Annotated in this window: 20 protein-coding genes, 1 pseudogene and 1 CRISPR repeat array (1 of these 22 running past the window's edge); of the genes and pseudogenes, 7 read left to right on the top strand and 14 right to left on the bottom strand. The window is 69.2% G+C overall.

All coding sequences use genetic code 11. The annotated features are described in order from the left end of the window. Nucleotides 1–14 precede the first annotated feature (14 nt). The 5 genes from SVTN_RS42915 to SVTN_RS44540 all read right to left on the bottom strand — a co-directional run bounded on the left by SVTN_RS42915 (nt 15) and on the right by SVTN_RS44540 (nt 3,908). Nucleotides 15–755, bottom strand: a complete 741-nt coding sequence (locus SVTN_RS42915) for a Kelch repeat-containing protein (protein ID WP_245728043.1) — start codon at nt 753–755, stop codon at nt 15–17. Between the two features lie 318 nt (nt 756–1,073). Then, nucleotides 1,074–1,373: a hypothetical protein gene (locus tag SVTN_RS39525; RefSeq protein WP_041134970.1), complete on the bottom strand. Its 300-nt coding sequence runs from the start codon at nt 1,371–1,373 to the stop codon at nt 1,074–1,076. Nucleotides 1,374–1,404: 31 nt separating this feature from the next. After that, entirely contained in the window at nt 1,405–1,716 is a 312-nt protein-coding gene (locus SVTN_RS44545) for a S1 RNA-binding domain-containing protein (protein WP_041134791.1), read from the bottom strand. A 109-nt stretch (nt 1,717–1,825) separates the two neighbouring features. Continuing rightward, entirely contained in the window at nt 1,826–3,346 is a 1,521-nt protein-coding gene (locus tag SVTN_RS39515) for an ISL3 family transposase (protein WP_281192830.1), read from the bottom strand. Between the two features lie 97 nt (nt 3,347–3,443). Then, a complete protein-coding gene (locus tag SVTN_RS44540) occupies nt 3,444–3,908 on the bottom strand; it encodes a hypothetical protein (RefSeq protein ID WP_159026583.1) in 465 nt (154 codons plus the stop codon). 208 nt (nt 3,909–4,116) lie between these two features. Here SVTN_RS44540 and SVTN_RS39505 point away from each other — a divergent pair, with 208 nt between their 5' ends. Next, a complete protein-coding gene (locus SVTN_RS39505; protein ID WP_078908851.1) occupies nt 4,117–5,355 on the top strand; it encodes an IS701 family transposase in 1,239 nt (412 codons plus the stop codon). Nucleotides 5,356–5,461: 106 nt separating this feature from the next. On the opposite strand, the gene SVTN_RS39500 is transcribed toward SVTN_RS39505, so the two are convergent. After that, complete coding sequence (locus SVTN_RS39500; RefSeq protein WP_052499870.1) at nt 5,462–5,731, bottom strand: barstar family protein; 270 nt, start codon at nt 5,729–5,731, stop codon at nt 5,462–5,464. Nucleotides 5,732–5,789: 58 nt separating this feature from the next. After that, a complete protein-coding gene (locus SVTN_RS39495) occupies nt 5,790–6,824 on the bottom strand; it encodes an IS630 family transposase (protein WP_099055352.1) in 1,035 nt (344 codons plus the stop codon). 558 nt (nt 6,825–7,382) lie between these two features. On the opposite strand from SVTN_RS39495, the gene SVTN_RS39490 reads away from it, so the two are divergent. Further along, nucleotides 7,383–8,576 (top strand): FG-GAP-like repeat-containing protein, encoded by a 1,194-nt coding sequence (locus tag SVTN_RS39490; protein ID WP_041134785.1) that lies wholly within the window; start codon nt 7,383–7,385, stop codon nt 8,574–8,576. A 110-nt stretch (nt 8,577–8,686) separates the two neighbouring features. Here SVTN_RS39490 and SVTN_RS39485 read toward each other — a convergent pair. Then, nucleotides 8,687–8,968: pseudogene (locus SVTN_RS39485) on the bottom strand (HNH endonuclease); the annotation flags it as partial. Nucleotides 8,969–9,063: 95 nt separating this feature from the next. Between SVTN_RS39485 and SVTN_RS39480 the strand changes: the two are divergent. From SVTN_RS39480 to SVTN_RS39465, 4 genes are all read left to right on the top strand, one after another. Then, nucleotides 9,064–10,428 (top strand): tetratricopeptide repeat protein, encoded by a 1,365-nt coding sequence (locus tag SVTN_RS39480; protein ID WP_041134968.1) that lies wholly within the window; start codon nt 9,064–9,066, stop codon nt 10,426–10,428. 324 nt (nt 10,429–10,752) lie between these two features. Then, nucleotides 10,753–11,082 carry a trypco2 family protein gene (locus tag SVTN_RS39475; protein ID WP_041134784.1) on the top strand — a complete coding sequence of 110 codons (330 nt, stop codon included), beginning with the start codon at nt 10,753–10,755 and terminating at the stop codon, nt 11,080–11,082. 43 nt (nt 11,083–11,125) lie between these two features. Next, nucleotides 11,126–14,620, top strand: coding sequence for a tetratricopeptide repeat protein (locus SVTN_RS39470; RefSeq protein WP_052499803.1), 3,495 nt, complete (start codon nt 11,126–11,128; stop codon nt 14,618–14,620). Nucleotides 14,621–14,641: 21 nt separating this feature from the next. Then, nucleotides 14,642–15,022, top strand: a complete 381-nt coding sequence (locus SVTN_RS39465; RefSeq protein ID WP_078908850.1) for a tetratricopeptide repeat protein — start codon at nt 14,642–14,644, stop codon at nt 15,020–15,022. Between the two features lie 230 nt (nt 15,023–15,252). On the opposite strand, the gene SVTN_RS39460 is transcribed toward SVTN_RS39465, so the two are convergent. After that, nucleotides 15,253–15,990: an HNH endonuclease family protein gene (locus SVTN_RS39460; protein ID WP_041134782.1), complete on the bottom strand. Its 738-nt coding sequence runs from the start codon at nt 15,988–15,990 to the stop codon at nt 15,253–15,255. Between the two features lie 183 nt (nt 15,991–16,173). After that, entirely contained in the window at nt 16,174–16,401 is a 228-nt protein-coding gene (locus SVTN_RS44535) for a hypothetical protein (RefSeq protein ID WP_041134781.1), read from the bottom strand. Nucleotides 16,402–16,702: 301 nt separating this feature from the next. Here SVTN_RS44535 and SVTN_RS39450 point away from each other — a divergent pair, with 301 nt between their 5' ends. After that, entirely contained in the window at nt 16,703–17,890 is a 1,188-nt protein-coding gene (locus SVTN_RS39450; RefSeq protein ID WP_174518351.1) for a hypothetical protein, read from the top strand. Nucleotides 17,891–18,054: 164 nt separating this feature from the next. Here SVTN_RS39450 and SVTN_RS39445 read toward each other — a convergent pair whose 3' ends face one another. The 4 genes from SVTN_RS39445 to SVTN_RS39430 form a co-directional block, all read right to left on the bottom strand. Then, nucleotides 18,055–18,453 carry an SSI family serine proteinase inhibitor gene (locus SVTN_RS39445; RefSeq protein WP_041134780.1) on the bottom strand — a complete coding sequence of 133 codons (399 nt, stop codon included), beginning with the start codon at nt 18,451–18,453 and terminating at the stop codon, nt 18,055–18,057. A 48-nt stretch (nt 18,454–18,501) separates the two neighbouring features. After that, nucleotides 18,502–18,708, bottom strand: coding sequence for a hypothetical protein (locus tag SVTN_RS39440; protein WP_041134779.1), 207 nt, complete (start codon nt 18,706–18,708; stop codon nt 18,502–18,504). A 175-nt stretch (nt 18,709–18,883) separates the two neighbouring features. Then, nucleotides 18,884–19,435, bottom strand: a complete 552-nt coding sequence (locus SVTN_RS39435) for a hypothetical protein (protein ID WP_041134778.1) — start codon at nt 19,433–19,435, stop codon at nt 18,884–18,886. A 6-nt stretch (nt 19,436–19,441) separates the two neighbouring features. Continuing rightward, on the bottom strand, nt 19,442–20,836 hold the full coding sequence (locus SVTN_RS39430; protein ID WP_052499801.1) for an RNA-guided endonuclease InsQ/TnpB family protein: 1,395 nt from the start codon (nt 20,834–20,836) through the stop codon (nt 19,442–19,444). Between the two features lie 404 nt (nt 20,837–21,240). Next, a CRISPR array of direct repeats spans nt 21,241–21,411; the repeat unit is 29 nt; unit sequence GTGCGGTCCTCGCGGGCAGGGACGGTCCC; it runs 287 nt beyond the window's last position.

Genomic DNA, 21,411 nt, shown 5'->3' with positions numbered 1-21,411 from the left:
GCTGTCAGCCGCTATCAGGCTTCGATGCGAAGCCACGTGTCGCCAGCGCGAAGCCATAGAAGACCGTCGCGACCCTGACCGCAGCGCATGACCATCCGTCCGGGCACTCGAATCTTGCGCCGCTCGGTCACACCCCAGGTATCACCATCCAGCTTGGCTCGCACCACTTCGGTTGACCGCTGGTTGTGAACGCGCTTGGTCAGGACCGCTCGATGGTCGCGCACGGCGAACCCGTCCGGGTCACGTACGGGGCTGGGCCAACTGGTCACCTCACCGGTCGACGGGGTGATCCGCGTCAAGAACGTGCCTCCCCGCCGACTGCCGGAATACCAGACCAGCCAGACCCGGTCCCCCTCGGTGGCAGTGGTGCATCCCTCCAAAGGCACGTCAGGAAGGCGACCTCCCGGAGCCCAGGTAGCCCGGCCATCGGCACTCCAGCCGGCAAGACCGGCTGCAGACTCCGGATGCCCTCCGTAGATACCTTCGTCTCCGTAAGCCGTCCAGATCGATCCCCCGCGATCGGTCACCAGAGCAGGGATGTCGTCGCCGATGCAGAAGGTGGCCTCTTGGTCACCACTTTCCAGCGAGAACACCACGGCGTTCGGGCTCCAGGCTCCCGACTCCTCCTTGCCTGCTCGACCGCCTGCGACGAGAAGCCGGGCCTCCGGGAGAAGAGCGATGTGGCTCGGCCTGACCGGGACGTCCTTGATCGGTCGCCGTTGAAACGAACCGTCAGCCTGGCGAATCACGAGCACTGCATCGAATGGGACCTGCGGGCCCCAGCCCACCCAACCCTTCACGTAACGGCTTCGGCGTAGGCACTGCCGATGGACGAGCAGAACAGCCAGCTCCCCCGTCGGGCCAACGGTCCACCACAGAGGGCGTCGTCCCGCCCAGAGTTCCGCTACGGACGGCTTCCAGACCCTCTGCGCGTCGACCGTCGACACCACATCCCCCTGCTTTTGGCTGCAGCACCCGAACGTAAGCGCTGACCAGAGGAGTCTATTGATGCCAGAACCAGGCGCCGGCCCTCCGTCGTTCGACGCGTGGGCTGGTCCTGCCACCAGCAGCAGTCAGTGTCGGAAGCGGGCCGTCTCTCCGTTGATCCGGATTAGGAAATCGGTGATGGGGTCGCCGCCTTCGTCGGGGACGAGGATGAGCCCCTCAGCATGGATCGCCTCATCTGCTGCCAGGGCGGCCTCTTCGTCACCCCGAACCCATGCATCCCGCGAAGCGGCGAAAAGGGGGCGGAGGTCGTCCCAAGCGGGAGCAGGCTCGAAGCGACAGTCCGACCAGAACATGTCGATCTCTTCAAGGGTCAACGTCCCTACGAGGCGATCATCCTGCCTGAGCTGCCAGCTTTTCTCTGCCATGTCACTCCCGCCCCCCGATGTGAAGGGCACTCTAGCGCCCCGGCGACAGCCGGATACGTCGCATGGGTGGGTCGACCTCTGAGATCCGCACGGTCATCACATCACCGACGCGGACTTCCCCGCCTGGCACTGCTGCTAGCAGTTCGGAGTTGTGAATCAGCCCTGCGATCCCGTCATCAAGACCGATGAAGGCGCCGAATGGGACGAGCTTCGTCACGCGACCACTGACGATGCTGCCCACGCGCTCAGCCCAGACGAGCCATGGATTCTCCTGCAGGGCAATCAAGGACAGCACCGCTTGCCCACGCCTCTCGGTGTCCAGAGCCAAGACCTCGGCGCTCACACGCTGTCCCAGCGACACCGCTTCATGACAAGTGTCGGCGTACTCGTTGAAGTGCTCAGCCAGGTACGGACGAACGGACTCTGTCGCTGATCTTGTGATGGGGTTGTGGTCAGGTTCTGAGCAGGATTCGGGTTCGGAGGAGGTCGAGTTTGGCTCTGCCGTATCCCGCTCGCTTGATGAGCTTGACCCGGGTGACTTGGTCTTCGACTTGTCCTGAGCTCCAGGTTGACGAGAGGCCGGCGACGACGGCGTCCCGGTCGTGAAGGAGTCCACGGGCGAACTGTTGCAGTGATGGCAGGTCGTCATCATGGACCTGTTCGATCCAGTCGAAGATGTCCTGGCCGCGTCGCTCGTGCATGAGGATGGCGAAGTTGCGGACGTGCTCGACGGCCGTGTCGAGCTCGGGGCAAGAAGCCCGGACGGCCTTGAGGCCGAGCACTTCATGCGGCCGCAGCCGGTCGGGGTGCGTCATTACCCAGCGAAGTGCCCGCCGCGGTTTGGGCAGGGCTGGTGCCGGGGGTGCCGTCTCGACGCCCTGCTTGAGCTGACGGACGTAGCGGTTGACGACCGTTCTGTCTCCACGAAAGCCCTGGTCACGGACTTCCCGGAAGAGCTGGCTGGCGTTGCGGCAGCCCTGGGTGAAGCGTTCGTAGAGGTAGGGCTTGTAGTCGTCGAGCAGGGTCCGTCGCTGGGTGACCTTGACCAGCAGCTCGTCGACGTTGGTGGTGCGTGCGTATCGACGGACCGCGTAATAGTCCAGGTCGAGGTCCCGGCTGATCCCCCGAAGGGAACGGCCCTGGGCCAGCAGTTCTTGGACGCGGCGGTGTCGTTCGCGGATCCGGCCGACGATCCGGCGCGGGCGTCCGTTGACGTCGAATGTGCCGTCCGGCGGTGGCGCCATGGTCTCCTCGTCGGGTTGCCTGGCGGCGTCGTGACCGGCACGGATGCAGACATAGTGGCTGGTGAGAGTTCGTTCGACGGCTTTGGCGAGGTTGTTCCACAGGTGCCAGACGTCTGCGATCTGGACCGCTTGAGGTGCAGCCGCCCGGGCCGCCTCGGCATAGGCCGATGCCCGGTCGCGGCAGACGATTTCCACCTCCGGATGGCCCTCGAGCCAGCGGGCGACCGTCTCTGCCTCGCGACCGGGCAGGACATCGATGGGACGGCGGGCTTCGAGGTCGACAAGCAGCGTCGCGTAGTTGTGCCCCTTGAGCAGGGCGAACTCGTCCACCCCAAGGACCCGCACCGCACCGGGATCCTCCAGATCAGACGCACGAAGAAGCCGAAGCAGGGTGTCTTTGGCCACCGGCATTCCCATCTGCCGGGCGAGCCTGGCACCGGCCCGGCCGGCCAAGGCCTCGGCGACCCGCGCCAGCAGCTTGCGCAGGACCGGGGTGTGTCGGGCATGGGGACTGGTCAGGCCCGGTATCTGTTCGGCGAAGGTTACTGTCGGGCATCCAGGACTGAGGCACTTGAACCTGCGGACCGTCAGCCGGACAACCGTCGGAGTCGTACCCGCGGCGGCGTCCGCCAGGCGCCATTCGTACCGACCGTGCACCCGCCACGACAGCGACATGCACCGCGGGCATCTCGCCGAGTCGGCCCGGGCCCGCGTACGAAACGTGACCACACCCGCGTCCCGCGAGATCGACTCCACCACCACACCCGACAGATGCGGAAACAACCGCACCAAACCCCCAGAACCGCACACCTCGAGGCTGCCCAGTTCAGCCGCCCAGCATCACAAGATCAGCGACAGAGCCGACGAACGTGCTCAGCTTGGTGATCGTCAGGATGCCCTGAAAGGTCAGGGCGGTGGTCCCTTGTCGTTGGAGGCGGAGAGAACGCATGATCGACTCATGCGAGGCGCCTTCGACGATGTCCCATTGACCACGCTCTTCCCCCGCCTGTCGCCTGCCGACGTGGAATCCCTGGAACAAGCCGCCCGTGCAGTTGATGCGGCTCGCGCGGACGGAGACAAGGCTGAGTGGGAGTGGGCACTGGATCACGCGGTCTTCCCGGGCCCGCGGCCGTGGACGCCCATCGTGCTTGGCCTGGACGTCATCGAGCATGCGGACGGGGGCGATCGGCTGGAGTTCCTGCTCCAAGTCGTGTGGACCGACTTCGGCCAGCTCGCGGTCGACGCGGCAGTGAACGTGGCCTGCTGGTGCGACACCGATCACGCTAGCCATGACGTCGACGCCCTCAGGCTTGTTGTCGCTGAGGAGACCTCACTGCCCCGCGCCTTCAAAACTGGTGCTGAGCGACTGATCGGATGGCTCACCGACCCTCGCGACGCGGATTTCTGGCGTGCCCGAGCGGCTCTGCCTCCCCGCCAGCCCGCCTAGTAGTGCTTCGTTACGTTGGGTGATCTTGCCTGGTGGTGGGCATCTTTGCGTTATGAGGTTGGGGGAGGTGGAACGGCTCCGGGGTGAGTTGTCGGAGTTCGTTGCCGATGTGTTCGCCTCGCTTCCGCGGCGGGATCAGCGGCGGTGGGGCGGGTGTTATCTGCGGGGTCTGATGCTGGACGGGCGGCGCAAGTCGGTCCAGCCGATGGCCGAGCGGCTGCCGGACGGGAACGTGCAGGCTCTGCAGCAGTTCGTGAACCAGTCGCCGTGGGATCCGCTGCCGGTGCGGCGGCGGATCGCCGAACGGCTGAGCGAGGCGATCACGCCGGAGGTGTGGGTGATCGACGATGTGTCGTTCCCCAAGTGCGGCACCGCTTCGGTCGGGGTGGCCCGGCAGTCCTGCGGAGCGCTGGGAAAACGGGCGAACTGCCAGGTCGCGGTCAGTGTCCACGCCGCCGCCGACGCGGCGTCCTGCCCGCTGGGCTGGGAGTTGTATCTGCCGCGGGAGTGGACGGACGAGCCGGCCCGCTGCCGCAGGGCTGGGGTGCCGGACGACGCCGTTGCCCATCGGGAGAAGTGGCGCCTGGCACTCGGCATGCTGGACACGCTTGCCGGCTGGGAGCTGGAGGCGCCGGTGGTGGTCGCCGACGCGGGCTACGGCGTCAGCACCCCCTTCCGGACCGGCCTGGAGGAGCGCGGACTGTCCTACGTCCTCGCCCTGACCGGCAAGGAAGTCGCCCATGCCGAACAGGCCGAGCCGCACCGGCCCGCCTATGGCGGGCTCGGACCGCCGACCCTGCCCCGCTACCGCACCCCGTCCCGAGCCGTCAGTGCCCTCGCGGCAGAAGCCGGCCCGGAACAGTTCGCCGAGGTCACCTGGCGACAGGGCAGCAAAGGCCCGATGACCTCACGGTTCACCGTCCTGACGGTCCGGCCGGCGGGCAAGCAGTCCCTGGCCGTGGCACAGACCGCGGGCGGCGGCCGCAACCGGTGGGACGGCGTCCTGCCCGCCCGGACCCTCCTGGTCGAATGGCCGCACGGCCAGGACGCCCCGACGGGCTACTGGATATCGAACCTGTCCGCCACCACCCCGGTCGCCGACTTGGTCCGCTGGGCGAAGATGCGCTGGCGGATCGAACACGACTACCGCGAGCTCAAGCACGGCCTCGGGCTGGACCACTTCGAGGGCCGCACCTGGCGCGGCTGGCACCACCACGTCACCCTCGTCACCGCCGCCCAGGCCTTCCTCACCCTGCGGCGGCTCGACCCAAAAGCCCACACGCCGGCCTGACCCTCTACCAGGTCCTCGACGCCCTTCAGGACCTGCTGAGGTGCTGGACCGGCACCTGTGTGACGTGCGGCCGAGATCTGTCAGTACGGACGGGTACGCGTCACGGCTACAGGTACTCCACCCGAAGACCCGGCCGATAGAGCTCGCGGTATCGATCAAGGCAATCGGCCAGCATCATCGCCCCATCCGGGACACGTTCCGCCAACGGCTTCCAACCCACGAAACGCACATGCTCGGGGATGAGAACAAGGCCGCTGATGGCGTCCCAGAAGGCAGCCCAGTTCCGACCGTAGAAGTCCGGAAAGTCGAACTCTCTCTGGAGCAGTCGGTGCAGCTCGTCCTCACTTGCGACTGAAGCTACGTCGATGATCACCATGGCCCGCATCCTAGGCACCATTCGCAACCTCACGGACAGCAGACCTAACGAAGCACTACTAGTGTCCTGAGTCGGAGATTCGTCGGCAGTAAGCGGCGACTTTGTCGAGGATGTCGTCGGCGGTCTTCGTCCAGACGAAGGGCCGGGGGTGTTCGTTCCAGTCGGCGAGCCAGGCCCGGATGTCGCGTTCGAGGGCCTGGACGGAGCGGTGGACGCCCCGGCGGAGCTTCTTCGTGGTGAGTTCGGCGAACCACCGCTCGACCAGGTTCAGCCAGGAGGAGCCGGTCGGGGTGAAGTGCAGGTGGAAGCGTGGATGCGCCAGCAGCCAGGTCTTCACGGCCGGGACCTTGTGGGTGACGTAGTTGTCCAGGATCAAATGGACCTCGAGGTCCGCGGGGACTTCCTTGTCGAGCTTGACCAGGAACTTCTTGAACTCCACCGTGCGGTGGCGGCGGTGGAGCGAGCCGATGACCTTGCCGGTCGCGGTGTCGAGTGCGGCGAACAGGGTGGTGGTGCCCGCGCGCACGTAGTCGTGGCTGCGGCGTTCGGGCACCCCGGGCATCATCGGCAGGACCGGCTGGGACCGGTCCAGGGCCTGGATCTGGGACTTCTCGTCCACACACAGCACCAGGGCCCGCTCCGGCGGGTCGAGATACAGCCCGACCACGTCACGGACCTTGTCGATGAACAGCGGGTCTTTGGAGAGCTTGAACGTCTCGGCCCGGTGGGGCTGGAGGGCGAAGGCCCGCCAGATCCGGGAGATCGCCGACTGCGACATTCCGGTCGCCGCGGCCATCGACCGGGTCGACCAGTGCGTGGCGTCTTTCGGTGTCTCCTCGAGCGTCTTGACGATGACGCGTTCGACGTCGGTGTCGGTGATCTTCCGGGGGACACCGGGGCGTGGTTCGTCGCACAGGCCGTCGAGCCGGCGTTCCAGGAAGCGTCGCCGCCAGGCCCGGACGGTGTCCGTGGTGATGCCCAGCCGCCGGGCGACCTCGGCGATCGCGTGTCCGTCCGCGCTCTCCAGGACGATCCGCGACCGCAAGGCCAGCGACTGGGCACTCGAACGACGGCGCACCCACGACTGCAACATCGCCCGCTCGGCATCGGACAACACCACCGGCGGGATCTTCGGTCCAGGACGACTCACACCAGACCAACGACAAATCTCCGACTCAGGACACTAGAGCTCGGTGTCCGCCTCCGGAATGACTGCTGCGGCTGCGCCGAGGAGCCGTTCCCAGGTGCGGGGCGTGCCTCCGCGCTGTTCACAAGCGCGGCGGCGATCCGGACCTTGGGGGCGCCGCCACTCACCGCGGCGAGGCTTCGCGTACGAGGTAGCCATCGCTGAACCGGCGGGGTGTGGAACTTCACCGCCGGCTCCGTGGAGACGTCCCGCGGCTGTCCTGGTCGTTCGCGTACGCCCTACGCCGCGCCGGGCTCCACGGGATCCGCTCAGCTGGCAGGGAGCGTCATTTCAAGCGCGCGATATTCGAAGCTGGGGTCCGCGCCCAGCCGCCGACTGGCGGACGACGCGGCCACAAAGCCGGTGCCCACCTCCGAGGCGCCTGATCAGCTGTCCGTAGGCTGGGATATCTTCCTGGCGCGGCACGTCGAGACCGTTCTCCGTGCCGCGTGAGGGAGGGAATCCATGCGCAACACTCTGCTTCGGCGCGCGGCCGTGTTGGCCACGACGCTGGGGCTCACGTCGCTGGGGCTGCTCGGGGCCGGTGCCGCGCCCGCGCAGGCGGCGATCAGTGACTGCCCCCAGGGCTACTTCTGTGGCTGGGCAAGCGGCGACGGCACGGGCTCGATGTTCAAGACGAGGACGAGCGTGCCCACGCTGGGGAGCTGGGACAACAAGATCCGAACGCGGTACAACCGCACGGGCTTGAACGTCTGCATGTACGACCAGCCGAACTACGGACTCGCGGGCGGGTACTCATGGGATACCCCCGACCAGAACTATCCGACCAGCGGCGGCGACCCTGATACCAGCTCCATCAAGCTTGTGCCCACGCTGCGCGAGTGTGAGGCGGAGCCGTATCCCTACTGGGAAACGGCGACGTCGCCGCGAGCGAGCGGGTTCGGCGACATGAACGGCGACCGGCGGGCGGACGCCGTACTGCGCGACGAGGCCGGGCGCCTGTGGTTCATGCCCGGCAACGGCTCTGGGCGCCTGATCGGCGCCGGCGGCTGGAACGCCATGAACGCCCTCGTGCGGCACGGTGACTTCAGTCGCGACGGCCGCGAGGACGTGATCGCCCGCGAGAAGGCCACCGGCAAGCTGTGGCTGTACCCGGGCACCGGCAGCGGGGGTCTCGGCACGCGCAAGCTCATCGGCAGCGGCGGCTGGAACTCCATGGGCCGGCTCGCTGCGTTCGGCGACCTTTCCGGCGACGGCCGTTCCGACCTTCTCGGCGTGGAGAAGGCCACCGGCAAGCTGTGGCTGTACCCGGGCACCAGCAGCGGGGGCCTCGGCGCGCGCAAGCTCATCGGCGCCGGCGGCTGGAACGGCATGAACGCCCTCGTCGGCGCTGGTGACATGACCGGCGACGGCCGGGCCGACCTCGTTGCCCGGGAGAAGGCCACAGGAAAGCTGTGGCTCTACCCCGGCACCGGCAGCGGGGGTCTCGGCACGCGCAAGCTCATCGGCAGCGGCGGCTGGAACTCCATGGACCACATCCTTGGCGTCGGCGACACCTCCGGTGACGGACGACCCGACCTGGAGGCGTCCGACGGCATCTGGCTCTACCAGTACCAAGGACTCGTCACCGGCGGCCTGCGCAAGGTTGACAGCTCCAACGCTTCCTGGTGGGCGCTGGAAGGCGCCACCGCCTTCTGATCTGCCCGTGAACGGCTTGGCCGCCCCGTGTGACCTGCTCGGGACCGGCCTGGCTCTCATCGGACATGTGCCCGGGCAGACCGCACCTGCAGCCTGCCCGGGCACAGCCGTCACGGTGCCGCGGTGTAGTGGACGACGGTGGTCTCGCAGGCTTCCGTGTAGACCTTCAGGGCGTTGGCCTCGGCTTGGTCGGTCGCGAGGCCCCAGCGGAGCTTCGTCGCGGTCCACTCTCCCATGTACCGGCAGTGCGCCCCCGGCAGCGGAGGCATCCACTCGGCCGGTTCCTGGTCCGCCTTCGAGCGGTTCGAACGTGCCGTCACCGCCACCAGGCTCGTGGCGGCGTCCTGGTCGTTGGCGTACGCCTCCCGACGAGCCGCGGTCCAAGCGGCCGCCCTGAGTGGCGGGGAGCGTCATGCCACCTGTGCTGTATTCGAAACCGCCGGTGGTGTGGGCAAGGTGTTGGGGGTGAGCGTTAGGGTGCGTGGCCGTGGACGTTGCTGATCTTGACTACCGGGCCCGGACGCGGTCCGGCTGCATTCCGCCGGAGCTGGTCTTGCGGCTGCTTGAACACGGTCACGTCGACGTGGTGGAGCTGCAGGCCGGACGCGGGGAGTGGTTCTGCGCGCTGGCCTGGGCGCGGTTGCTGGGTGAGCAGGGCCGGCAGGCCGACGCGTTGGAGGTGCTCGCCCCGTATCTGGCGACCGGCTGGTGGACGGCCGTCGAAGCCGCCGCTGAGCTGCTGGAGGGCTGGGGTCGTGTGGATGAGGCGATCGAGATCACCCGGGTCCGTATGGAGGCCGGACATCCGATGGCGCTGGAGTCCTACACGCGCCTGCTCGCCCGGCACGGCCGTGCCGAGGAGGCGTTCATGTTGCTGCGCCCGCACATCGGCGAGCCGTCCCTTGCCGTGACGCTGGTCGATGTCGCGGCCGCTGTCGGCCGCGACGAGGAAGCCGCCGCGCTGCTCGCCGCCCGGACCGGGCACGAGTGTTCCGATTTTCCGTGGTGCTGCCGGGGCCTCGATCGCGACACGGCGATCGGTCTGCTCGCCACGATCCGCGAGCGCCAGGGCCGCATCGACGAGGCGATTGCCCTGCTGCGCCCCGACGGCACCACGCTGCTCAACCGTAGGCAACTGGCCGCGCTGCTGGCCCTGCACGGCCGGCTCGACGAGCTTCGGGCAGCTGCGGCGAGTGATGACTCGGGGTACGCCGTACGCAGGCTCGCGCTGTTGCTGGAGGAGCGCGGCGATGTGGAGGGGGCGATCGCGGCATACCGGCAGGCCGACCTGCCTGGAGCCCATGATGCCCACGCGGCTGTCGAGCTCGCGCAGCTCCTGGCCCGGCACGGCCGGGGGAGCGAGGCGATCGAGGTGATGCGCCGCCAGGCCGACGCCCGCAACGGGGACGACTGGATCCTCCATATTCTGGCCGACCTGTATCTCGGCCAGGGCCGCCCCGAGGAGGGCCTGGCGCACCTCGACGCTCTCGCCGCCGCCCGTGGGGGCGAGGAGTACTGGGATCTGTACGGGATACGGCTGCCGCTGATCGCCGCCCGCGACGGTGTCGACGGAGCGATCGCCCAGGCCCGCTCCCATCCCGAGGGCGCCACCTGGTATGCGGCGCTGCACATTGCCGAGTTGCTCGCCGGCGCCGGACGCATCGAGGAGGCGGTCGCCGTTCTCGAACAGCATGCCTCCAGGAACGGCCATGATCTGGCCGGTTACCTCATCGACATCGGCCGCGTCCAGGACGCCCTGACCATCCTCCAACGCCGCACCGCCCGGCCGCCCGAGCCGTCGGACGGCCCCCGGCACGACGCCCCCCGTTCTGAGACGCCTTGCCCGGTTTAGGGCTGCTGGATGACGGCCCCGCGGCCTGCGGCCATTGCGCGACCCGGATGCCGGACTTGATGTTGATGAGAACGGGCAGAAGTGAACCGTAGCCGGGGCCGGCCAGCCGGCAGCGCGATCGTCCCCGCATCGGCGGCCACAGCGACGGCGGATATCGGCCTTCCTTCGAGGCTTACAGGTACGCATGTTCGGCGAACTGCTCCGCTCTGGTGTGTCGCGTGGGACTGTGGTTGTGCCGGCGGTGTTGAGCCGTCGGATGCGGGTGGGGAAACCGGTGGAGCCGGGACAGGGCAACGCCCGGGGCGCGAGATAAGGGGGAAAGGGATGTCCGATACGCACGGTGCGGATGGACAGTGGATGGACCTGGCGGACGCGGTCACGCTGCTGCGGGAGCAGATTGCCGAGGCCCAGAGTCGGCTCGCGGACCCCGCGGAGGGCGGTGACAAGGGGGTGCTGTTCACGCTGGGGGAGATCACGGTGGAGCTCGGGCTGGAGCTGACCGGGACCAAGGGCGTCAACGGCGGGCTGAGGTGGAGCGTGATCAGCCTCGGCGGGAAGAAGGAGAGCGGCACGAAGGACACCCACAAGCTGACGGTGAAGCTGACCCCACACCGGCCGGGCGGCGGAGACGTGGACATCAGCGACGAGGAGTAGCCCCTCCCGCGTACGCGCGGAAAGGGGGAGTGGGGGAGGTCTGGTGGAGTTCGACCGGCGGGTGCAGATCCGGGTGGACCGGCTGAAGGACGGGAAGAGGACGAGGGGGTTCGGGTCGGGCTACCTGGTCGCACCGCGCTTGGTGCTGACCGCCGCCCACGTCCTGGACGACCTGGATCCGACCGCCGGGGAGCCGGTGACAGTGAGCCTGCCCGACAGCGGCGAGCGGGATTTCTCGGCGTCCGTGCGCTGGCAGCGCACGGACGACACCGTCGACGCGGCGCTGATCGAGATCACCGACGGACAGGACGGCTGGCAGGTACCGCCCTCCCTGGGCGACCTGCTCACCCGGCCACCTCAGCGGTACGGCCTGATCATCGGCACCCGCCGCCTTCCGGTCACCGCGACCGGATTCCCCCGCCTGCAGAAGGACACAGAGGACGGTCGGCGTCTGGATGAGCAGCTGACCGGTCTCATCGCCCCGGGCACCGGCGCCCTGGCCGGCCGCTACGAGATCTCCAGCACCGACCCCACTCCCGGCACCGGGGCCACCGGCGGGAGCCGCTGGTCGGGCATGTCGGGCGCCACCGTCCTCGCCGAGGACGGCTTCGGCGGCGACCTGCTGTGCGGAGTCATACGACGCGACCGCCGCGCCGACGGCGGCACCCGTCTGACCGCCACCGCCGCCGCCAGCCTCCTCGCCGACGACGCCTTCCGCGGCCTCATCAAAGAGCACACCGGCTGGGAACCCGTCCTCGAACCCATCGAACCGGCAGCCCTCCTCACCCCTGCCACGGTCGACCGCAACTTCCGCTCCCCGGCCGCGCTGCTCCGCGCCGACACCGAGGCGGTCGCCTTCTACGGCCGCGACACCGAACTCGCCGACCTGCACGCGTGGTGCGAGAGCGGACCGCCCTCCATCTCGATACGGGTCATGACCGGGCCCGGCGGACAGGGCAAGACCCGCCTTGCCCGCCGCCTGACCGACACCCTCGGCTGGCACGGCTGGGTCACCGGGCACCTGCGCTCCGACCTCACCGACGACCCCGCCCTGGACGGCACCCCGCCCGACTTCACCACCCTGAACACCGCCCTGCCCCTGCTCCTGGTCGTCGACTACGCCGAAACCCGCCCCCGCCTCCTGCGCCGCCTGATCACCCACCTGCACCGCTCCCGCCACCGGGTGCGGCTGCTGCTGCTCGCCCGCTCCGACGGCGAATGGCGCACCGGCTCCCTCCAAGCCATCCCCGCGGTACGGGACCTCCTGGAAGAGGCCCCAGTCACTCCCCTCGCTCCCCTCATCCCCACCAGTCAGCCCGCCCGGGACAGGCAGAGCGCCTATCGCCAGGCTGCAGGCGACCTCGCCCGCCTGCTCCCGCTGGTTCCCACCCTGTCCGCGCACGACTGGTCGTCCCTCGCCGTCGAGCTCAGGCCTCCCGCAGACCTGCACGACCACCGCTACGACAACGTCCTCACCCTGCAGATGACCGCCCTGGTCGACCTCCTGCAGCACGGACCGCACCCCGTCGACGCGACCCCCGGCACCCCGCCGGAGCGCACCCTCCTCAAGCACGAGGACCGCTTCTGGGAGGCCAGCGCGAAAACGCCCGCCCACAGGCTCGACCTGGACTCCTCCACCCTGGGTGCCGCCGTCGCGGTCGCCGCACTGTGCGGGGCCGCCACCCGGGAGGAAGCAGTCCAGGTGATCACCACCCTGCCCGGCCTGCCCGACCGCCAGGCGGCTTCCGCCGCGAACTGGCTGGCCGCCCTGTACCCCGCCGACGGAGACCGCTACTGGGGCTCCCTCCAACCCGACCGCGTCGCTGAGTACCACGCCTCCCGCGTCCTCGAGGATGGCGCCATTCTGCTGCCCGCCCTCTTCACAGCAGGCTCTCCCATGCAGCAGGCACAGACCATCACCGTCCTGGCCCGCGCCGCCATCGCCCACTACAACACCGGCCGCACCACCAACAGCGACCGCGTCCTCCACACCCTGGACATGGCCCTGGACACCACCCCCCTCGCCTACACGGCCGTCCAGAGCGCCACCAGCGCGCTCCCATACCCTTCCCGCGTCACAACAGCCCTCGCCGTAAAACTCACCACCGCACTCACCCAGGCCGACCGGCAACTCGTCGCCTTCGACCCCGCCACCTACGAGCCCGACCTCGCCCGCTCGCTGACCAACCTCGGCATCCGGCTGTTGGAGGCGGGGCGCCGTGCGGAGGCCCTGCCCGTGTCCGAGGAGGCGGTGGAGATCTATCGCAGGCTGGCCGCCGGCGACCTCGCCACCTACGAGCCCGACCTCGCCCGCTCGCTGTCCAACCTCGGCATCCGGCTGTTGGAGGCGGGGCGCCGTGCGGAGGCCCTGACCGTGTCCGAGGAGGCGGTGGAGATCTATCGCAGGCTGGCCGTCGGCAACCCTGCCACCTACGAGCCCGACCTCGCCCGCTCGCTGTCCAACCTCGGTCTCCATTTGTCGGAGGCGGGGCATCGTGCGGAGGCCCTGATCGTGTCCGAGGAGGCGGTGGAGATTTATCGCAGGCTGGCCCCCGATAACCCCGCCGCCTATGAGCCCGACCTCGCCACCTCGCTGTCCAACCTGGGTATCCGGCTGTCGGAGGCGGGGCATCGGGCGGAGGCTCTGCCTGTGTCCGAGGAGGCGGTGGAGATCTGCAGCAGGCTGGCCGTCGGCAACCCTGCCGCCTACGAGCCCGACCTCGCCCGCTCGCTGTCCAACCTCGGCATCCGGCTGTTGGAGGCGGGGCGCCGTGCGGAGGCCCTGACCGTGTCCGAGCAGGTGGTGGAGATTTATCGCAGGCTGGCCCCCGATAACCCCGCCGCCTACGAGCCTGACCTCGCCCGCGCGCTGTCCAACCTGGGCATCCGGCTGTCGGAGGCGGGGCGCCAGGCGGAGGCCCTGACCGCCGAACAGCAGGCGGTGGAGATTTATCGCAGGCTGGCCGTCGGCGACCCCACCGCCTACGAGCCCGAGCTCGCCGCCTCGCTGTCCAACCTGGGCATCCGGCTGGCGGAGGCGGGGCGCCAGGCGGAGGCCCTGCCCGTGTCCGAGGAGGCGCTGGAGATCTGCCGCAGGCTGGCCGTCGGCAACCCCGTCGCCTACGCGCTTGACTATGCCCGCGCGCTGGGCAACCTCAGCATCCGGCTGTCGGAGGTGGGGCGCCAGGCGGAGGCGCTGCCCATGTCCGAGCAGGTGGTGAAGATCTGTCGCGCGCTGGCCGCCGGCGACCCCGACGCCTACGAGCCCGACCTCGCCCGCTCGCTGACCAACCTCAGCATCCGGCTGGCGGAGGCGGGGCGCCGGGCGGAAGCCCTGACCGCCGAACAGCAGGCGGTGGAGATTTATCGCAGGCTGGCCGCCGATAACCCCGCCGCCTACGAGCCCGACCTCGCCGCCTCGCTGTCCAACCTCGGCATCTTGCTGTTGGAGGCGGGGCGCCGTGCGGAGGCCCTGACCGTGTCCGAGGAGGCGGTGGAGATCTATCGCAGGCTGGCCGCCGGCGACCTCGCCGCCTAGGAGCCCGACCTCGCCCACTAGCTGTCCAACCTGGGCATCCGGCTGTCGGATGTGGGGCATCGTGCGGAGGCCCTGCCTGTGTCCGAGGAGGCGGTGGAGATCTGCCGCAGGCTGGCCGTCGGCAACCCCGCCGCCTACGAGCCCAACCTCGCCCACTCGCTGACTGTCTTGGCAATGGTCGCCATGAGATGGGGCGACCTTTCCGGGGCTCTACGGGTGACGGCAGAGGCTGTGGAGCTCTACCGCCGTCGTATCGTCACGACACCCACGCTGCTTCCGAAACTTCATACCGTGCTGAAGTTGCAAGCGTTGGTGCTCGACAAGCTTGGCCGCCCAGAGGACGCGGAGACAGTGCGCCGTTGGCTGGGGGAGGATCCGCTTCCACCCGGTTCTCACAATTGACCGGTTACGAAAACCAGGTCAGGAGGCAGTTCGGCTCAACCGGCTGTTCCTCCTCCCCCAGTTACGCGGCGGGGTGAAGTGCACGATGGTGGTCTCGCACGCCTCCGCGTACACCTTCAGCGCATCGGCCTCGGTCTGGCCTGCGGTCAGGCCCCAGCGCAGTTTCGTCCGCTCCGCTCGCCGACGTACCAGCAGTGCGCCTTGGGTAACGGCGGCACTTTGCCGGTCGGCTATAGAACGGGTTCGTAGCTGACCATGGTCGTGGGGCAGTCCTCAGCGAGTCCGAGGAGAGCCTGGCGTTCGGCTTCGTCGGCGGCGAGGTCCCAGCGCAGCTTTGTGCCGACCCAGGTCGCGGCGTAGGTGCAGTGGTAGGTGGCGTCCGAGGGCAGCCATTCGGCCGGGTCCTTGTCGGCCTTGGACCGGTTGGAGGCCGCGGTGACCGCGATCAGGGTGTCGGGGCTGTCCTGGTCGTTCGCGTACGCCTCACGCCGTGCCGGGCTCCACGGCGTCTGCTCGGAGTCGTACACTTCGGCGAGCGGTACGAAGTGGTCCACGTCGAGGCGGGCCGCGTCGGTGACCACGACGTTGTCGTACTTGCTGAGCCAGGACCCACCCGTCAGCGCGCAGCGATCCCCCACCTCAGGCGCTTCGATGGCTTCGGCAAGGATGACCTCCTTGCGGGTGTTGCATCCGTCAGCCGGGTTGAGGCCCTTGTTCCAGTGCTTGTAGAGGGTCCGGCTGTACCCCTCGCGGTGCTCGGCCGCGACGGGAATCTGGTCGATGGCCTCGAACAGTGGCATCAGCACCGGCGTCGGCAGACCTGCGCTGTCCTGGAGGGAACCCTGCTGGGCCAGGGGGGCCGACTGAGCGGCCGGGACAGTGGCTGCTGCCGGCAGCGCTGTGGTGAGAACGGGGACGGTAGCCAGGGCCAGCACGGGCAGAGCCCGCCGCATCAGGTTGGTGATCATGCTTCGCGTTGTAGCCGCGGGGCGTCTCTTTGTGGAAGGCGCTCACGGGCCAACTCACTCGGTTGGGCGCCGGATTTCACTGCAGAAACGATCACTGGTCGGAGACGAGATTGACCGCCCCCTTGGAGAGTTCGAAACAGACGCCGCCGAAGACCGTGACCGGGCGCCGGCCAGCAGGGTCCGTCACCGCCAGTGCCTGAGCACGCGGGCGATGAGGCCACCGGCGCCGGTCAGGGCGCCAAGGACCCCCGCGCCTACCGCCAGCGGCTCGGCCGTCGACGGATGGACCAGGGCCACGTAGACCACTGCTGACGTCACCAACAGCCCCAGTGCCAGGGCCAGGAGGAGAACGACCAGGCGCAGCTCCTGGTTATCGCGGTCCGGGCGGGGTGCGTTCGTACTGGCGGGCATGCCGGGCTCCTTGAACGAGTCGGGTCGTCTGGCGGCCGCAGGTCACCCCGAGGCCGCCGACTCCAATCTGGTCGGCCTGCCGCGGCGTAGGTACGCCACAGGCTTGCCATTTCCACGCCATTGGAGCGGGCGGGATGTGCGGGGACCCGGCGCAGGTAGGGGGGCTCTAAACGGGGCCGGGGGCAGGGCAGCCCGCCACCGCTACGCCATGGGCTTGCCATTTGGTGGCCATTCCGAGGGGGCCACCGGATGAGGTGACAGCCCGGTCATGACCGCGAGCGGCGCCGGTACCTTCCCTGCCATGTCCACCAACACCCCAAGCGCGGCCGATCAGCTGCTGCTCGACCATGCCCACCGGCACGGGCTCGCCGTGACCGAGAAGATGCTGGAGGTCTGGAGGAGCCGCCGCCTGCTGCCGGGCAACATCCCCGGCGGCGGTCTGGGCCGCGGCAAGGGCAGCACCTCCAGCCCGGCGCCCGAGAGCTTCGACCTCGTCCTCGGCCTCGCACGGCACGCCGGCCGCGGCAAGCGCCCGAATGACGTGGCCCTCCTCCTGTTCGACGAGGGGCTCCCGGTACCCGAGCAGACGGTACGGGCCGCCTTCACCGCAGCGGTGGACACCATCACCCTCCACGGCGACGACGCACCAGACCGCGACCCGGATCAGCGGCTCGACGACCTCGCCGACCACATTGCCGACGCCGGTCTGACCGTGACCCTGGTCCCCGCCAGGGCCAGGCGGATCGACGAAGGCATCGCCCGCCTCGCACGCGCCGGCGGGCACACCTGGCCCCCGGCCGAGCTCGCCTCCTTCGACGAGAACCCCGGCCCGTCACCCTCCACCCCCAAGGACGCTGCCTTGGCGGCAGCCTCCGCGGTCATCACCGGATCGATGTCCCTGGAGGACATGGGCGACATGCTGCGCGCGATGAACCCCACCGCCGTGGCCAACCCGATAGCGTCCCTCGTCGAGACCACCCGCAAAGACGCCCCCGAGGTCGCCGACACGGTCCTCACCGACGACGGGCACCTGGCCCTCGGCCCCGTGCGCGATGCCCGCGACCAGCTGCGCGACCTGGCCACCACGGCTCCGCTGGAGGACCTCGCGCGGGCATGGAGGACCGCGGAGCGCGTACGGCAGTGGGCCCTGGACCTGTGCACGCGCGCCGAAGAGGAACTGGCTTCCGGACGCCTGGGCGAGGCGGCTGGGGAGTGGCAGAAGTGCCGTTACGCGGTGGCCGGCCTGGTCCTGCTCAGCACGCTGAAGCAGCGCGAATGGCCACCCGCGCAGCAGGCTCTCGACACCCTGCTGCTGCTCTACCAGCTGGAGGATTTCCAGCGGCTCGACCACCTCGTCCCCGGCTGCCAATGGCACCTCCTCGACGCCGAGGGAATGATGCCGCCACCCACCCGCGAGCTCCTCCAGGACTTCATCGACCGGAACGCGCCCCGTGTCCGGGCGGGGGCTGATGCCGGACCCGTCTCGTAGCGTCGAGAGCGAGGGCGACGTCCGGTGGTGGACATGGCCGCGCCCCCGAACGGGGGGTCGGGGGCGCGTGTGAGGCGGGTGTGGGGAGTGCAACGACCAGTCGACTCCACCCGCCTCACGGTCAGCGTACGGGCATCCTGCCCGCGTTCGGGCCGGAATGCCCGTTAGAACTCGAAGACATTGCCCGTCGCCAGCTGGCGTGTGCAGTCGTTTTCGTACGTGTCTGTCCAGTGGACTTCACGGCCGTGGTAGCTGCCGTCCGCGGTCACGGTGACGGGGGTGGCTTCGTTGGAGCAGACGGCGGTGTCCCGGCCGGGGAGGCGGTCGAAGTCGCCGCCGGCGGCTTCCAGGTCCGCGCAGGCCTCGGCCCGGTGCGGGTGGGCGGGGCGTCCGCTGTCGGGGCAGTCGAGCCAGACGACCCCGACGGTGTCCTGGCCGTTCTCGGTGCGCTCGACGGTCAGCTGGAGGCGGGTGTCCTGGACCGGTGCCGGGGCGGCGGTCGCGGCGGGTGCGAGTGCGGTGGCGAGGAGCACGGCGGCGACAGCGGTGATGATCTTGTTCATGGTCGGACCAACGCGGCTGGCTCCGGCCGGTCACCTCGCTCGATGGGGTCATGCCGCCGGCTCGGGCCACCGCCTGATGAGACGCTCGAGGCCGTCCGGGGTCCGCTCGGCCAACGCGATCACCGTGGCGGCGCCCGGCACCCCGTAAAGCCCGAGCCAGGTCAGGAATCTGCGATCGGCCGGGCCCTCCTCGTTCCAGGTGCCGGTGACGCGGGGACCGCCGGGGACGAACTGGAGGGCGACGACATACGGCACGGATAGGGCTCCTGCTCGGCGGACACGGGTGGGCGACGACCTGGTGCCGGGTGATCCCCTCCAGGACCTCCAGCACTGGATCGGTGGTGGTCGTGGTGTAAGTGTCCCCGGTCGCGGTGGCGAACGGCGAGCCGGGTGGCAGACTGATCCAGGCGGCCGGGCGCTCGGTGCCGCGTCAGGCCTCCGAGGCTTGCGCCCCGCCGATGGCGCTGCGGATGATCTCGCACACGGCCGCCAGGTCCCCTCTCTCGATCACTGTTCCCGGGTCGTTGGCGAGGGATTTGGGGGTGCCCTGGACGCAGTGGATCACTGCGAACAGCGCGGTCTTCTGGGCTGCTGTCAGAGACACCACGGCGGCAACGTCGTAGACGAGTCCGTCCAGGCGCTGCCGCGCCGATTCCGAGACACCTCCATGACCGAAGCGGTCGGCGTCGTCGCAGTCTGCCGGGTCCAAAGTGGTCATCGCCTCTTCCACGGCATCGGCCAGCGGGCCGCAGATCCAGGCCCCGTCCGGAAGAGGGAGAGGCAGGGCCCGGATCCATTCCGCGGCTCGCCGGCCGACCGCCGCCGCTTCCGCGAGGGCCTCGGCCTCCCCCTTCCACGGCTCACGTTCTCCCGGCTCGTTGGCGAACTCCGCGGGATCGGTGAGGCCGAAGGGCGGCGCCTGGGCGGGATCCGGCTCGCGTCCCTCGGTGGTGGTGGCGGTAGGCAGGTAGTGAAGGGTCATTCCCGGTCAACGAGCCCTCGGCTGAACCGATTCGGTTGAGAGTTGGGCACGGGTCTTGATGTTGATGGCGGCGCCGATGTCGGCGTGGGTGGCGTGGCCGCAGCGGGTGCAGGTGAACTGATCGCGGGTGCGGCGGCTCTTGGCGTCCACGTGACCGCAGCGGTTACAGGTCTGCGAGGTGTACGCGGGGTCGACGACGGTCACAGTGGCCCCGTAGAGCAGGGCCTTGTACTCGATCTGGCGGCGGATCTCGCCGAAGCCGACGTCGAGGATGGCCCGGTTCAGCCCGGCCTTGGCCTTCACGTTGCGGCCGGGGTTTTCCGCGGTGCCGCGGGCGGAGGCGGTCATGTTCTTCACCCGCAGGTCTTCCAGGGCCACGTGGGCGTACTGGGTCACCAGCCGTTTGGTCACCAGATGCTGGCTGGACGCCCGGCGGGCAGCCACCAGCGCGTGAAGCCTGGCCACCTGGTCCCGGGCTTCCTTCCAGCCCTTCGACTGCTCGTGGGACTTCAGCCCGCGTACATGCCGGCGGGCCATGCGCCGCTGCCATTTACGCAGCTGCCGCCGGGTGTTCTCCAGGCACCGGGGATTCTCGAACAGCTGGATTTTGTGGTCGTTGATGACCACCGGGTCGGAGGTGGCGACGAACACCTTCACCCCCAGATCCACCCCCACAGCTCCCGCTTCCCGCTGACGTCGACTCGGCCGAGGCGCTGGGCCGACCGGGACACGGACGTTGAAGGCCGCCACCCAGCGGTGGCCTTCACGGGCGATCGTCACCGTCTTCGTCACCCCGCCACGAGCCAGCAGCCGGGCCAGACGCCGCGCGGGACGGTGCAGCCGCACCGCGAAGGCAGGCTGACCGCCGCCCCCGCCGATCCGCACGTGCCGCAGATCCTGCTCGACCAGCCGCACGGCGAACATCCGAAACGAATCCCGACACCGGCCACGCCGCTTGAACCGGGGATAACGGGCAGGAACCCCCTTGCGGCGGCCGGCGCTCTTCCAGTTGCTGAAGGCGGCGTCCGCGTCCCGAAACGCCTGCTGGCACACGATCGCGTTCACCCCCTTCCACCACGGATACAGAAGCCTTGGCTCCTGGCCCGGCAGCAGAGGTCCGGGCAGGGGCTGGTCACGCTGCGCCAGGAAGATCTTCTGAATGGCGAACTGGCCAGGCACTTCGACCTTCGGCGCGTTCCGGGCGGCCTCGGCGGGCGCCTGCCCCTGGGCGACGAGCCGGTCACGGCCATGGGCCCACAGCTGCTGCGCACCGTGCTTGAGGCCGAGGGCGTAGTTGAAGCTGCAGCGCGAGGCGTCGGCGTAGCGCTGGAGGATCGCTACCTGCGAGGGGGCGGGGTCCAGCGTCTCTTTGACCACGACAGTGGTGGTGTTCTCGTCCATGCGCGCACCTTCGCACTCGTCACTGACAAATGGTGCATAAGGGTTAAAAGTTCAGTTAATGCGGGCTTCCCTTCCGTTCTTCTCGTACGGTGTTGCTTGTTCGCCTCCCACAAGAGGGGAACTCGTCCCCTGGATGGGGGAGTAGAGCGCCCGTGGACTGCACCAGCCGCAAGGCAAGGGCAGGCAACCCCTCACCGCCCTGGTGCGCAGAGGGAAGGAAGCGGTGCAGGACCGGGCTGGAAATAGCCTGCGACCAGCCAGCTGGTCGCCCAGGGCGGCCGGGTAACCGAGTCGCCCGTCCTTAACACGCCCGTGGCGGAACACGCGGAATGCCACCTTTGTCGGAAAACTCGAAAGTGGCGTCAGGAGTTCACCTCCTGGCGAGAAGGCCCAGCTCGGCAAGGGTGCGGTCCTCGCGGACAGGGACGGTCCTCCGCCCGCGGAGATCGCTGAAGACCTGGACGAGTGCGGTCCTCGCGGACAGGGACGGTCCCTGGTCGATGAACCACGACGGCCCGGAACCGGGGTGCGGTCCTCGCGGGCAGGGACGGTCCCATCAAGGCCATCGAGCGGCA

Source organism: Streptomyces vietnamensis (assembly GCF_000830005.1).
Classification (GTDB): domain Bacteria; phylum Actinomycetota; class Actinomycetes; order Streptomycetales; family Streptomycetaceae; genus Streptomyces; species Streptomyces vietnamensis.
Note: the sequence above shows the minus strand (reverse complement) of the source record. Positions and strands in the feature narration are given on the sequence as shown.

Bases quoted from the DNA above. Each gene is read 5' to 3' on its own strand.
- SVTN_RS39430 (WP_052499801.1), bottom strand. From the start codon at position 20,836: ATGGACGAGAACACCACCACTGTCGTGGTCAAAGAGACGCTGGACCCC.
- SVTN_RS39460 (WP_041134782.1), bottom strand. From the start codon at position 15,990: ATGATCACCAACCTGATGCGGCGGGCTCTGCCCGTGCTGGCCCTGGCT.
- SVTN_RS39525 (WP_041134970.1), bottom strand. From the start codon at position 1,373: ATGGCAGAGAAAAGCTGGCAGCTCAGGCAGGATGATCGCCTCGTAGGG.
- SVTN_RS39435 (WP_041134778.1), bottom strand. From the start codon at position 19,435: ATGACCCTTCACTACCTGCCTACCGCCACCACCACCGAGGGACGCGAG.
- SVTN_RS39500 (WP_052499870.1), bottom strand. From the start codon at position 5,731: ATGGTGATCATCGACGTAGCTTCAGTCGCAAGTGAGGACGAGCTGCAC.
- SVTN_RS39445 (WP_041134780.1), bottom strand. From the start codon at position 18,453: ATGAACAAGATCATCACCGCTGTCGCCGCCGTGCTCCTCGCCACCGCA.
- SVTN_RS39490 (WP_041134785.1), top strand. From the start codon at position 7,383: ATGCGCAACACTCTGCTTCGGCGCGCGGCCGTGTTGGCCACGACGCTG.
- SVTN_RS44540 (WP_159026583.1), bottom strand. From the start codon at position 3,908: ATGGCTAGCGTGATCGGTGTCGCACCAGCAGGCCACGTTCACTGCCGC.
- SVTN_RS44535 (WP_041134781.1), bottom strand. From the start codon at position 16,401: ATGCCCGCCAGTACGAACGCACCCCGCCCGGACCGCGATAACCAGGAG.
- SVTN_RS39495 (WP_099055352.1), bottom strand. From the start codon at position 6,824: ATGTTGCAGTCGTGGGTGCGCCGTCGTTCGAGTGCCCAGTCGCTGGCC.
- SVTN_RS39505 (WP_078908851.1), top strand. From the start codon at position 4,117: ATGAGGTTGGGGGAGGTGGAACGGCTCCGGGGTGAGTTGTCGGAGTTC.
- SVTN_RS39475 (WP_041134784.1), top strand. From the start codon at position 10,753: ATGTCCGATACGCACGGTGCGGATGGACAGTGGATGGACCTGGCGGAC.
- SVTN_RS39450 (WP_174518351.1), top strand. From the start codon at position 16,703: ATGTCCACCAACACCCCAAGCGCGGCCGATCAGCTGCTGCTCGACCAT.